This is a genomic window from Echinicola pacifica DSM 19836, assembly GCF_000373245.1.
GTDB lineage: Bacteria > Bacteroidota > Bacteroidia > Cytophagales > Cyclobacteriaceae > Echinicola > Echinicola pacifica.
This window is the reverse complement of record NZ_KB890750.1, coordinates 755,380-768,971: the sequence shown is the minus strand read 5'-3', so window position 1 is coordinate 768,971 and position 13,592 is coordinate 755,380. Positions and strand designations below refer to the sequence as shown.

At 43.3% G+C, this 13,592-nt stretch carries 6 protein-coding genes; 1 reads left to right on the top strand and 5 read right to left on the bottom strand.

Going from position 1 to position 13,592, the window contains the following annotated elements:
* Window positions 1-269 precede the first annotated feature (269 nt).
* From B050_RS0113680 to B050_RS0113660, 5 genes are all read right to left on the bottom strand, one after another.
* The gene (locus B050_RS0113680) at window positions 270-2,012 is read right to left on the bottom strand and encodes a RagB/SusD family nutrient uptake outer membrane protein (RefSeq protein WP_018474502.1); all 1,743 of its coding nucleotides are present in this window, start codon (window positions 2,010-2,012) and stop codon (window positions 270-272) included.
* Between the two features lie 12 nt (window positions 2,013-2,024).
* Window positions 2,025-5,171 carry a SusC/RagA family TonB-linked outer membrane protein gene (locus B050_RS0113675; protein WP_018474501.1) on the bottom strand — a complete coding sequence of 1,049 codons (3,147 nt, stop codon included), beginning with the start codon at window positions 5,169-5,171 and terminating at the stop codon, window positions 2,025-2,027.
* A gap of 194 nt (window positions 5,172-5,365) precedes the next feature.
* Window positions 5,366-6,694 carry a sugar porter family MFS transporter gene (locus B050_RS0113670; RefSeq protein WP_018474500.1) on the bottom strand — a complete coding sequence of 443 codons (1,329 nt, stop codon included), beginning with the start codon at window positions 6,692-6,694 and terminating at the stop codon, window positions 5,366-5,368.
* 389 nt (window positions 6,695-7,083) lie between these two features.
* On the bottom strand, window positions 7,084-9,813 hold the full coding sequence (locus B050_RS0113665; protein ID WP_018474499.1) for a hybrid sensor histidine kinase/response regulator transcription factor: 2,730 nt from the start codon (window positions 9,811-9,813) through the stop codon (window positions 7,084-7,086).
* Window positions 9,814-10,093: 280 nt separating this feature from the next.
* Window positions 10,094-10,738, bottom strand: a complete 645-nt coding sequence (locus B050_RS0113660; protein WP_018474498.1) for a DUF4494 domain-containing protein — start codon at window positions 10,736-10,738, stop codon at window positions 10,094-10,096.
* Between the two features lie 567 nt (window positions 10,739-11,305).
* Between B050_RS0113660 and B050_RS0113650 the strand changes: the two genes are divergently transcribed.
* Entirely contained in the window at window positions 11,306-13,591 is a 2,286-nt protein-coding gene (locus B050_RS0113650) for a patatin-like phospholipase family protein (protein WP_018474496.1), read from the top strand.
* Window position 13,592 lies beyond the last annotated feature (1 nt).

Genomic DNA, 13,592 nt, shown 5'->3' with positions numbered 1-13,592 from the left:
GGTTTATTTAATTTTTGAATTGGAAATAGAACTATAAGGACATTGAATCTAAAAACCGGGGTTTGACTGATGGTTAATATATTTAAAATTTCGCAGTAGGATTTCATTAAGTGGCTGCATTAATTTTTATTTTCTAACTATTCCAGCCAATAATACACCTATTATTGACTGGAAAATAGCTAGAGGTTCTGGTGGTTTGATAGTAAATGATTTTCGCCGAAGGCTAAATGAGTGGCAGCTCTTGCCTATATGCTTAAGCTGCCAGATCCTTAATAACCTGAATTTTGCTTATAGACGCCACCGGTAAAGTCGATTTCCCTTTGCGGAATAGGATAATATTCATCCCGGGCAGCGGTAAACTCAGCATTGGATAGGAAATCACGCTTAGTTTTTTCCTCATCCAAATAAGAGTTAAGTACCGTTTCGGCCTCTCCCCATCTTACCAAATCAAAGAAACGGCTGCCTTCCATGGCAAACTCCAATCTGCGTTCAAATTTCAATGCTTTCCAGGCATATTCTTTATTGGGGAAGGAGGGGTATCCCTGTACCCTATAGATATCATCAGCACCGGCGGCAAGTGGCCTCTCCGTGCTCATGGCTGCTCTTTCTCTTACCTCATTGATGAGAGGCAATGCCTCATTCCATCGGTTGAGTTGGATTAGAGCTTCTGCTTTCCACAGCAATACATCAGCATATCTAATGAAGTCTATATTCTTTGAGGTGCCTACGAAGGGTCCTTCCTTTTTATAACAAGAGCAATCAGGGGCTTGTTGTTCTTTCATATTTCCAAAATAGCCATAGACGCCTGGATCACGAGCCCAGCTGAAATTATAGATCATATCTCCTTCTTCGTTTACTGTATTGCGGTATTTGAAGGGTCTTCCTGGGATTCCCACTGTATGGTCCAATCGCGGATCCACGGTGAGGTTGGCAGAGGGTGGACTGGTCCCGTCAGGAAGGACGGAATTGAAAATATCAGTGGCATTGAAATCATCCAAAAGCGGTAAGCCATTGTCGTCCGTTTTGAAAGCATTGACCATATTTTGGCTAGCGAGGTGGAATCCACAGCAGCCATAAAGCCCCGTGCCATGAGGGGAGTTGAGCCCCGTCACATAGCTTACTCTGCCCACAGTGGTGCCATCATTGATCGAAAACTGCACTGCCCAGATAGATTCGGGGCCATTATCAAAGCCATCCAGGAAATTGTTTCCAAAGTCATCTTCGAGATTTCCTAAAACCTCGTCAGCATAGGTGATAACTTCTTCCAATCGACTTTGATTGATATTGGTTACTTGATGTTGGTCATTTTGCTCATAAGCTTGATATAGCCTCAGCTTTGCAAGGTAGGCAGCCGCGGCATTTTGGTTGGCTCTGCCGACTTCATCCTGATTTTCGGGAAGGTTATTATAGGCATAGAGAAAGTCCTCTGCTATTTTATTCCATAGGTCATCATTCGGAATGTCATTAGACACCTCGGCGATTTGCTCCTGAGTCAGATCTTCCGTGATATAAGGGATCTTCTTGAATAGTATCTTAAGCATGAAGTGAGAGTGAGCTCTCAAAAACCTTAATTCGGCCTGACGCACTGTTTTCTTAGGATACTCGGCATCGGGGATGCCCTCGATCACCTGCAGCGCAAAATTAGCTCTGGAGATGGCCTTATAGAAATTGGTCCAGGTGCGGGGTCCCATGGCATCCCCTTGGTCGGCGATGGTCAAATTATACTGCTCATATCGATCGATTTCTGCGACATCACTTCTGCCGCCTCCGCCCTTATAGGCATCATCTGATCGTACACTCCCATATACCCACATATGGGTCACAGGTCCCACCATCTCATCATTTCCTATTCCGGCATAAGCGGCGGTTACCAGACCTTCAGCATTTTCTGGAGAGGTGACATTCTCATTGCTAAGGACACCTTGAGGTTCGTATTCCAAAAACTCACTGGAGCAGGAATTTAATCCTAGGGCCAGAAGTAATGTTGCTATATATAAATTATATGTTTTCATGATGATTTGATTTTAGAAATTTACATTTAGACCTAAAGTGAATGAAGTGGGAACCGGGATGCGGTTTACGTCTATACGCTCGGGGTCAGAACCGATATAGTCCTTCGGAGTAATCCACAGGAGATTTTCACCTTGGAAATACAGTCTAAATCGAGACATGCCCGCCCATTTGCTGATCATCTCATCTGGTAATGAATAGCCAATTTGTAAATTTCGAATCTTAAAATAAGAGTTGTTTCTAAACAAATAATCCGAAACTCGCTGGTCATTGAAGGCCAGGGAAAGTGCAGGGATATCGGTATTTGTATTTTCCGGGGTCCATCCATTTATTACACCCAGGCCGGCGTTTTCACGTCCTTGCACAAAGTTATTATAGAAAATATAGGGATCCTGACCAATCCTTCCTGCCACTCCTGAGCCAAAAATGGAGAAGTCAAAGTTCTTATATTTTATATCAAAGCCAAGTCCGTATTCAAGCGCTGGAAGGGTGGTTCCAATAAAATCCCTATCATCCGAGTCTATAATGCCATCATTATTAATATCCTTGAATTTCAGGCCTCCTGGAGTAGCTCCCACCTGCTCAGCACTGTTGTCCACATCTTCCTGACTTTGGAATAAGCCATCCGACTGGTAGCCAAAGATCGAAAACTGGGAATGCCCTAAAATGGAGTTATTGATCGTTCCTGGAAAGGCGGTGCGCACTTCCTCGGGTAGATAAGTGATTTCATCCTTAAAAGCTCCAAAATTCACATTGACCGAGAGGGTAAGGTCCTGGTTGATGTCATTGGCATAATTTAAAGCCAGTTCCCATCCCTGTGTGGCGGTGGAAGCTCCATTCAACACTCGCTGCTGTCCTTCTCCAATCGCCGAGGCAATCGGCGGAGTGGTCAGGATATCGGTGGTCTTACGAGTGAAATAGTCAAATGAACCATTGATGGCATAGTTAAGGATGCTGAAATCCATGCCCAGATTCCATTCTTTAGTTGTTTCCCATTTTAGATCAGGATTTTCTGCCTGAATAGACACAAAGCCTGAGGGAAGGTTTCCTGTATTATTGCCACTAAGGTCATAGGCCGTTCCGATATTATAGTAGATTTCAAAAAAACCACCGGTATATTGGGCTTGATTGGGGCCGTAGCGGGATTCATACAGTCCAAATCTTGCCAGGTCTCCGATCTCTTGATTACCGACTTCTCCATAGCCTACCCTTAGTTTAAGGTCTGAAATAGTGTTATTGTCTTTCAAAAATTCCTCATTACTGATTCTCCAGCCAGCTGTCACCGCAGGGAATATACCATATCGGTTATTCTTGCCAAACCTTGAGGAACCATCCCTTCGTAGGGTGAATGAGGCTAGGTAACGATCGGAATAGGCGTAATTTATTTTTCCAAACTGGGATATTAATCTGTTTCCAGTACCCGTACCACTGTTGGTTCTAGCGCCAGAGGCTGCATCGAGAACAAAATAGGACTCCGTCTCCACCGCAAAGTTATCCGCCATGGAGAGGATTCTATTAAAATCGTTTTTGATGGCCTCAGTACCTAATAAAAAATCAAATTGATGGTCTCCTTTGGAGAGCTTATAGTTTAAGGTATTGGAGAATACCAAGCTGGAAAACTTGTTGGTATCCCATATCAGGCGGTTATTGCTCCTTGTGATAAAACCGTTATTTACACGAGGTTCAATGTCCTTGCGCTGAAAATCATTATAGTCCAATCCCAGATTGGTGCGGAAGGTAAGGTTTTCAAGGATATTCCATTCCAAAAACACGTTTCCAAATAGGTTGTTTTTTCTGGTATTATCCCACCTATTGAGGTATTGCATCAATACCGGATTATTACGATCAGAATAGCCTGATCCTTGAGGGCCGGCAAAATTCCCGTTTGCATCAAATACCGGAATGGTAGGGGCTAAGGATATGGCTAGGCCGGGAGTAGGGGCACTACCTACATCCTGAGAGGCCAAGGTTTCATTGGAAGAGGAGAACTGAGAGTTGACCCCCAATTTCACCTTATCGTTGAAGAGCCAGGTGCTGGCATTCAGTCGAGCGGTGTACCGCTCAAAGTCGGTATATTTCAATAAGCCCGTATTCTTATAATGACCAAGGTTGATCATTAGGGAAGATTTCTCAGAATTGGTGGACACGGATAGTTCATTATTAAAGGCATAGCCCGTTTCGTAGGTGGCATCCTGCCAATCGGTATCTCCAGCGGGGACATTTGTATCTCCGCCCACATAAGGCTGCACGGTGACGCTGTTCAGTATAGGATTATCAAAATCACCATTCCAGTCAAAATTGTAAATTTCGCCGTAACCATTGGTAGGGTCAGCCCGGTCATTGACGGAGGCTCTCCACAGGGCCTCACCACGCTGGACTGCATTGAGCATATCGTATCGCTGAGGTTTTTCGGTTAGGATGGAGAAGGTGGAGTTATAGTTGATATCAACCTTGTCTCCTCCTCGGCTTTTGTTTTTGGTGGTGACGACGATTACCCCATTGGCAGCTCTTGAGCCATAGACAGAGGAGGCAGAGGCATCTTTCAATACCTGGATAGACTCAATGGCATCAGGGCTTAAGCTGGCAAATACCTCCGGTCTCTTGGTAGGCACCCCATCGATCACATATAGGGGATCGTTATTTCCCAAGGTGGTTATTCCTCGGATCAATACCCGACTACTAGCCCCTGATGGATCACCGCTTTTCTCCACAAAAAGTCCCGGCACACGGCCTTGAAGGCCCTGCATGGGATTTCCCGCAGTCATACTTTGGCCTTCTATGGGCCCCAGATCCACAGCGACTATTGCCCCTGTCATATCCGATTTCCTCTGGGAGCTATAGCCCACTACCACCACCTCGTCTAGGCTGGATACCTCCTGACTTAAGGAGATGTTAATCACGGATCTGTTGCCGACTTCCTCCGAAATGGATTGAAATCCGATGAAGGAGAAAGTAAGTATATCGCTGTTGCTTGCTGTAATGCTGTAATTTCCATCCAAATCGGTGATGGCTCCAGTGGTGCTGCCCTTGATTCGTACCGTCACTCCGGGAAGGGGTTCACCTGATTCTCCTTCGGAGACTATACCTGTTATTGAGCCTTGGGCAAATAGACCCAGGCTTATAAAGCAGGTACTTATTAGAATTAATAGTGCTTTTTTCATCGGGTAAATGGGTTTTTCATGTTATTGAATTAATTAATTAAATTTTACGATTTATAGAGGCTAATCATGAGCAAGGGATGACCTGCCAGCCAAAAGATTTAAGACTCTTTTCTGGTATTCCTGATTCTAAAGAAGGCTTGGTTTTGGAGCTGCTGTCTGCTCTTTGATTAGTTTTGGTGGGTTATGTTTCATGGTTATAAGGATTTAAGCGTTAGTTTTTTATGTAATTTTTCCAATTCCTCCCCTTTGGTTTCGGGCATAATGAAGGCAACGAAGAGCAGCTGGAATAGCATCAGGATTCCAAAGCCCAGGAAGATCTGGTACGCTGCAAAGGAATCGATCAGCACTGCCCCAAATAGGGTGATCAGTGCGGCCGTAGTCCAGTGCACTCCTGCTCCGAAGGACTGTCCCTGTGCTCGGCATTGATTAGGGAAGATCTCGGATATAAATACCCAAATCACCGCTCCCTGACCTATACCGTGGGCAGCTATAAATAACAGAATGAAAGTCAAAATTAGCCATGGGGCAAGGTTGAGGTAAAAGCACAAGCTGATCGAGGATAGGCTCACCAGATAACCAATTGTGCCCATCCACATCAGAGACCTTCTGCCCCGATAATCAATTAGCTTCATGCCAATGAAGGTGAAAATTAGATTGGTGCCGCCGATCAATACCGCGCCAAGCAAGGAAACGCTGGTCATGAAACCTGCCTTTTCCATGATTTCCGGAGCATAATAAAGAATAAAGTTTATCCCACTCAGCTGATTAAACGCGGCCATGCTCCCAGCCAATAAAAGACTAAAGCGATGCTGAGGGCTGAAGAGTTTGGTGGTTTGTTTCTTTAAGTTGTCTGCTTTAATGCTATTTAATATGGCTTCCGCTTTTTTTGGAGAAGTGATCTTATTCAACACGCGTAAGGCTGCTCCTTCATCTTTTTTATATAATAGCAACCATCGTGGGCTTTCTGGAATTTCCAGTATTAATCCCAGATAAACCAAAGCAGGAAGGAGCTCTGCTGCCAGCATCCATCGCCAGTCATTACTTCCACCGACACCCTGTAATATAAAATTGGAGGTATAAGCCAATACTATTCCCACTACGATAAATAGCTGGTATTGCATGACTTTCCTTCCTCGGTGAGAAGCATTGGATATCTCTGATATATAGGTGGGAGCGGCAATGGAGGATGCACCAATGGCGATTCCCCCTATAAATCGAAAGAATGAAAACATAAAGGGGTCTGTGGCGAGGGCTGTGCCCAATGCCGAGATGAGAAAAAATACACCAATCCAGAATAAGGTGTTTTTACGCCCAATTTTATTGCAAGGGATACTTCCAAATAAGGCTCCTAATACGGTACCCCATAGCGCCACGGACATAATAAAGAAGCCATGAAACCAATCACTGGTTTCCCAGACTGCCTTGAGCGGTAGGTTTGCCCCAGAGATGACTACCGTGTCAAATCCAAACAGCAATCCTGATAAGGCCGCTAAATGCGTGTAAAATTGAGTTATCTTTTTCATGGCTTATTGTTGATCACAAGCTAGAAAATGATGTGCAGCTAGAATTTCAATACTGTACCTTTATATTTTGAATTCATTCTAAACTTTAGAAATAATGGGGCTTTGATGGCTGTACAGAGGTTTTTTACCTAAATAAAATCTTCTTTTACCTTATAACCATTTCCACTATTGTTTCATGGATTTCGAATTTGTTTCACAATGGGATGAGAACATACTCCCAATAAAAAAATACTTATATTCTTAGAATTAGAAAACATAAAATAGCTATCTGTCGACCACCTATGTATAGGTGTATTGGCTGAAAAGGAGGGTATTATTTTATGAAAAATAAGATCGGGACAGATCTTTTGCTCTAGGTTTTGGATTTACAAAATAATAGTAAAGTAGTCTTATTTTAAGTTTTTGTCGCGAAACTCTGAAGGGGTGATGGCATAATGATTTTTGAAAGCGGTGGAAAAATAAGCGGAGGAGGTGAAGCCTACCATAAAAGCGATTTCAGAGATCGCTTTCTCAGGGCTATTCAGCAGGAGATGTTTGGCTTTCTTTAGACGCACCTTATTGATGTATTCATTTACGGTATAGCCAAGCATGGCCTTGGTCTTACGGTATAGTTGCCCGCGGGAAAGCCCCACTTTTTCCGCAATATCATTGACCGAAAAGGAAGGGTGGTGGCAGTGTTGCTCCACTACCGCAGTGAATTCACTGATAAATTTCTTGTCAGGGGAGCTGCTTGTATCTAGGCTTCTTTCGATCGGAAGCTGGTGAAGATAATGCTCTCGTAATTTCTGGCGGTTGGCCAATAGCATTTTTATTCTTTCCGAAAGTAGCACCATGGAGAATGGCTTGGAGATATAATCGTCCACACCTTGGCGTATCCCTTCGATTTTATCCTCGATTTCTCCTTTGGCAGTGATTACAATAATGGGAATATGACTTGTTCTTACATCGTTTTTGAGTCGCTGAATTGCCTCATACCCACTTTGTTTTTGGACCATCAGGTCACATGTTATCAAATCAGGAAGCTGGTCAAGAGCTTTAGCGATACCTGCGTCTATTGATTCTGCCTCCAGGATATGGTATGTTTTTGATAATTGTCGACTCATATACTTTCGGATGGCTTCGTCATCTTCTATAATGAGAAGAGTCAAGGCATCTTCAGGAATTATGACGGGGGAGGTAGGGGTATCCTCCTCCTCAAAATTCACCTCCTCTGGGGCGATCAATTGGGATTCACCAGTCATTTTATCGGTGTCCTGGAAGTGACTGTGGCCCAGTAATAGATTCACCACAAACTGGGTACCTTCATGAATGGAAGTATGTACTTTTATGCTTCCCTGGTGAAGGTGAACGAGCTCTTTGGAGAGGGCCAAGCCTATTCCCGTGCCTGACTTAGCATTATTTTTCCCTTGATAAAACCGCTCAAAAACATGCTCCGCAGTCTCTGCGTCCATGCCCGTACCGGTGTCCTCTACCACTATCGATATGCTATTTTCAAGTTGCTGCAATCTGATTTTGATCAGGATGCTTCCACGGTCAGGGGTGAATTTAAAGGCATTGGACAGGAGATTAAACATCACCTTGTCCATCATCATAGGGTCAAACCATACTTTAAGGTTTTTATCCTCCGTAAGTAGGCGGAAAGTGATATTTCTCTTTTGAGCCAAAGGCTTGAAAGAAGCCATAATCATTTCTAAAAAAGGAATCAAATCATTTTCCCGAACATTTAATTTCATCCTTTGATTATCCAGTTTTCTGATATCCATCAGCTGATTTACCAAACGAAGCAGCCTATTGGTGTTCATCTTTATCAGTTTTAGCTCCCCTTTGAAAGGCCCGGTAGTAGGATGATGGAGAAGATCCTCAATGGGGCCTTGGATAAGGGTAAGCGGGGTCCTGAATTCATGAGAAATATTAGTGAAGAATTCAAATTTCTGCTGGGTGGCGATTTCGGCCTTCTCGCTGTATTCGACGATTTTATCCTTTTGCTCTGATATTTCCTTGTTTTTATCCTTGAGCTCTTCATTGATTTCTTGTTTTTCCCTCAATGATTTAAATACATAGGCTAAGGAAATAATAGCGATAAAGAGGGTCAGACCAAAGCCAAAAAGGAAGGTTCGCTGATTATGATAAATTTCTAATTGGACGCCTATACGCTCTTTTTGGCGAAGAATATTACTTTGCTGATCAATAATTTTGTCTGTTTGCAGCTTCATGATTTTCACATTGGAGCTATCCACTGCGGCAGTTTGAAGGATGTTTTGTTTGTCAAAAGGGAGACCTGATAAAATCTGATAGGCCACCTCAATGGCCTGGTCGCCTCCTGTGGGATAAAAAAACGTGGCGTTCAGCACCTGATCTGATACGGCCTGAATGCCACCATATGGGCCTGGCAATGCATCTATCCCAATAAATTGCTTGCCGGATACGCCCTTGGATTGTAATACTTCATACGCTCCAATGGCCATCACATCATTATGCCCTAGCACTAGGTCGAAGGTATTAGGGTCTTCCTCCAGCAAGTATTCTTTTAGTCGGTTTTTGGCAGTGTCCTTTTCCCATTCTCCACGGATTTTTACCGTCAAATCTATTTCGGAGCCTTCCAATGCAGCCATTAAGCCCTGATGTCGCTCTATGGCTGGCGAACTTCCTTCGAGTCCCCATATCTCCAGAATCTGCCCTTTATCCTCCATGAGGTTTCTGATGTATTGACCAGCTGTGAGGCCCACTTCATAGTTGTCTCCTCCCACATAGGCCGAATATTGGTTGCTAGTGATCTTCCGATCGACCACTATCACCGGAATGCCCAGGTTAAATGCCTCCTCCACAATCGGGGTGATGGGAGCGGACTCATTTGGAGATACAATGAGCAAATCCACCCCTTCCTCCATAAATTCTCTGATCTGCTGGATTTGAAGTGAATTGTCACCCTTTGCATCCTTGATAGTGAGGCTTAATTCCGGATAAAAGCTCAGCTCGCGATACATCTCCTCATGCATGGCCTTCCTCCAAGCATCGCCCGTGACACATTGCGAAAAGCCTATTCTGTACTTAGGACTTTCCTGGATAGGGCCGCAGGAAACGGCAATCCATATAAAACATAAAAATAAAAGCTGCTTCACAGGTTGGACTTTTGGGTAAATTTTATTTTAAGATATGAAATTATGGCCTCCTCACAATTATAGCCTTAGAATAAAATGGTATAATATGCTCTAAATGGTCCTTTTTTAAATTCCATTCCGTTACCTATTTATAGTACTCCCTACTTCCGAAATCGTGGGAGGGGTAATCTGCCATAATATGGTTGGTGGCTCAGAGGGAGAGGGGGGGATAGTTGGTCTATGGCATAAAAAAAGCTACCTATGAATAGGTAGCTTCTGATTTTATTGGATAATATAGATATTATCGGTCTTCGTCCTCCTCATCCATATCCTGGATGTCGGGCTCATCCTGGTCATCTTCCTCGTTGATTTCCGGCTCTTCAGGATAATCCTCATCCTCTTCTTCCATTTCTGCTGCTTTGGAAGCAGCTCTTGCTTCATCACGCCTAGCCTGGTCCGCTTTCACTTCGCTGACAGGCTTTAAGTTTGAAGGAGGGGGAGGAAGTAGTTCTTCATCTTCGCTTTCGTAAGGGAAGATCTCCACAATCGGGCTTTCATTGATGTCAGGAACTCTAAAGGTCACCAACATATTGCTCAGGCTCTCATGGATTCTATCATAAGCTTCCTTCACATCGTGAGCGGTAACCAACATGTATTGGGTCACCTTTTTTTCTTTTCCACTATCTGCATCCGCCACCACATAGGTGATTTTGCACTTGTGCCATACATCTATATCATCATAGAAGAATACATCTACGATATTACTTTTGCTGATATTGGTCACTTGAAAATCGCCCCTGATGACGCTGCCAAGCATGTCATATATCCTTGCTTCCGCCTCAGTGAAGGACACAGCATCTATGAGGTATTGCTCACTGACGTTCTTTAATAAGCCCTGTTCATTTTCTTTGGCGTATTTTACTTTACACAAAAACCAAGTTCTCATTATTCTATTGTCTTTTTACTGCCTAGTTAAATTCGGAAGGCTAAGGTAATACCAATCCCATAAAGGCCAAATATTTAAATTCATTTAGTTTGATAATTATTCATAATAAATCCTAAACCATAGGCCTAGGTGCTACCTGACTTTTGAAGCCTAAAAAAACACCGACCTACAGGCTATGATGTTATTGGGAAATAAGTCTATCAATGAGTTTGGGCCCATTATTTGTATATCGTCCTTCGAAGCTTATTTAGAGCCTGAGCAATGAAGGGAATAATTGATCCTTGGACTATTATTGTATATTATTAATGTAAATGAGGGCAGTAGGATGGGGTTTTCATTAGATAATACCTTCCTGATCCCTAAGTGGGTAAAGTTGGTAATCACTGATGTAAAGATTTACCAAAAGCGGCGATATAAGGGTAAACTACAATTAAATGGTTCTTGGGAGGGCGAGGAGGCTGTCTGTTTAATGGCATATTCCCTTTTTATCCTAACTTTCACATTAATAAGTCGGTTAAGTACCAATAGCTATTCAAAAAGTGTATATTAAAATAAAAATTAGCCTGCATGTGGAATAGTATTTCTCACAGTTTTCCGGTACAATTACTAAGGTTACACCTGAAAAAGAACCTGACTTTGGTGGCTTTGTGGGGGATTTTGGTGATGGTATTTTTGGGAGGATTCGGAAAGGTGCTCGGTATTCCTTATTTGTTTCTGGATCCTGAATATTTAAATAAGGTAGGCTGGCAGAGTTATTTTATGATGGGCGTGGGCTTCTCCATTTTTACCATGGCCTTTCATATGACCACTTATATTATGGATGCGGCGAGGTTTAAGTTCTTAGCGGTGCTCTCCAAGCCATTTTTGAAGTTTTGCATTAATAACAGTCTTATACCTTTCCTCGTTTATTTGACCTACTGCTTTGCCGTTATCCAGTTCCAACTAGGAAACGAGGATCAGAGCAGCAGTATTATATGGAGCTTTTTAATGGGTTTTTCGGGAGGGAATTTATTGACTTTCGCTCTGCTATTTATCTATTTTGCCTTTACCAATAAGGACTTCTTTATCATGTTTGCGGATAACCTTGACCGCCAGCTCCGCCGAGCGAAGGTAAGCAGGGCCAATGTGATCCGAAGGTATAAGGATCAAAAACTCGCCAAGGACACCGTATATTCCTACTTAGACCTAAACCTCAAGCTGAGAGAAGTGAGGATGGATCTGGCTCATTTTGAGGGGCATAAGATCCTTAAGGTCTTTGATCAGAATCACCTCAATTTGGTGGTAATTGAAGCCATTTTAGTTGCAGTGATTTTACTTTTAGGCTTTGTGGGTGATACCGAATGGTTACAGTTTCCAGCCGCCATGAGTGTCCTTCTGATCCTATCCATCCTGACCTTATTAGTCGGTGCCTTAACCTTCTGGTTACGAAGCTGGACGAGTTTTGTGGTCATCGCCTTCTTTCTGCTCATCAATGGAGCTTCCCGCACCCCTTGGCTAAACCGCCCTCATACTGCTCTAGGGATGGATTACTCTGTTGATAAGGCCGAATATAACCTTCAGACCATCAGGGATCTGATGAGTGATGAAAACCTAGCGAAAGATAAGGCTCTTCATCTGGAGATTTTGGAAAATTGGAAGGCCCAATTTCCTGCTGAGGAGCGCCCAAAATTAGTTATCCTCGCCTGTAGTGGGGGAGGGCAGCGCTCTGCCTTATGGACCCTTCACGTCATCCAGCAGATGCATGCGATCACCAAAGGTAAAATCATGGATCATACTCGGCTGATCACTGGTGCTTCCGGAGGACTGATAGGTGCCGCCTTTTTTCGAGAGCTATACCTGCGGACTCAATTAGGCGAGCTGGATTCCCCCGTTTCTATAGAGTATTTGGATCAAATTTCCTCCGATAATCTTAATCCTATCATTTTTACCCTAATGGTAAATGACCTCTTGATTAGAAACCAGTATATAGAATATGAGGATAATTATTATCTAAAGGATAGGGGTTATGCATTTGAAAATCAGCTGAATAAAAACACTATGGGTGTGCTTGATAAGGCATTGTCCGAATATGAGATTCCAGAGTACGAAGCACAGATTCCCTTGCTGCCTATCACCCCGTTGATCGTGAATGATGGGAGGAAATTATTGATCGCTCCTCATTCCATGAGCTTTATGGGGGGCACGGCTATGGAAGCTGAGGGCACGGAAAAGGTCCAGGTCATTGATTTTCTGCGGTTTTTTGAGAAGCAGAATTCCTCTAACTTAAGGTTTATCAGCGCCTTGAGGATGGGAGCGACCTTTCCCTTTATTACCCCAAATATACAATTGCCCTCAAATCCTCAAATGGAAATTATGGATGCTGGCCTTTCGGATAATTTTGGAATTAGTGATGCCCTGCGGTTTATAGATACCTTTGACGATTGGATTCATGAGAACACCGATGGGGTGGTACTGATCACTATCCGGGATTCTGAGAAGGTCCAGGAGATCGAAGATAAGAAGCCACCGAGTATTTTGCAGAAGCTATTTATACCCATAAAAAACATTTATATCAACTGGGATAATGTCCAGACCCTCAATAATGAAAGGGCTTTCACTTATATGAAAGAAAAGCTTCCTTTTGCTATGGACAGGATAGAATTTGAATATTCCTCCAAGGACTTTCTAGAGGGGCAGCTCAATCAGCTTGGTGACAGCGAGGTGGATAGTGAGCAGCTGGAAATCCAGCGTGCTTCACTCAACTGGAGACTCACCTCTAAAGAGAAAAGAGACATCCTAAATAGTATCAGTAGTCCACAGAATCAATATGCACTGGATCAGGTAAAGGAACTCTTTGGGGCACCGCCCCGCTAAA

Bases quoted from the DNA above. Each gene is read 5' to 3' on its own strand.
- B050_RS0113650 (WP_018474496.1), top strand. From the start codon at position 11,306: ATGTGGAATAGTATTTCTCACAGTTTTCCGGTACAATTACTAAGGTTA.
- B050_RS0113660 (WP_018474498.1), bottom strand. From the start codon at position 10,738: ATGAGAACTTGGTTTTTGTGTAAAGTAAAATACGCCAAAGAAAATGAA.
- B050_RS0113670 (WP_018474500.1), bottom strand. From the start codon at position 6,694: ATGAAAAAGATAACTCAATTTTACACGCATTTAGCGGCCTTATCAGGA.
- B050_RS0113675 (WP_018474501.1), bottom strand. From the start codon at position 5,171: ATGAAAAAAGCACTATTAATTCTAATAAGTACCTGCTTTATAAGCCTG.
- B050_RS0113680 (WP_018474502.1), bottom strand. From the start codon at position 2,012: ATGAAAACATATAATTTATATATAGCAACATTACTTCTGGCCCTAGGA.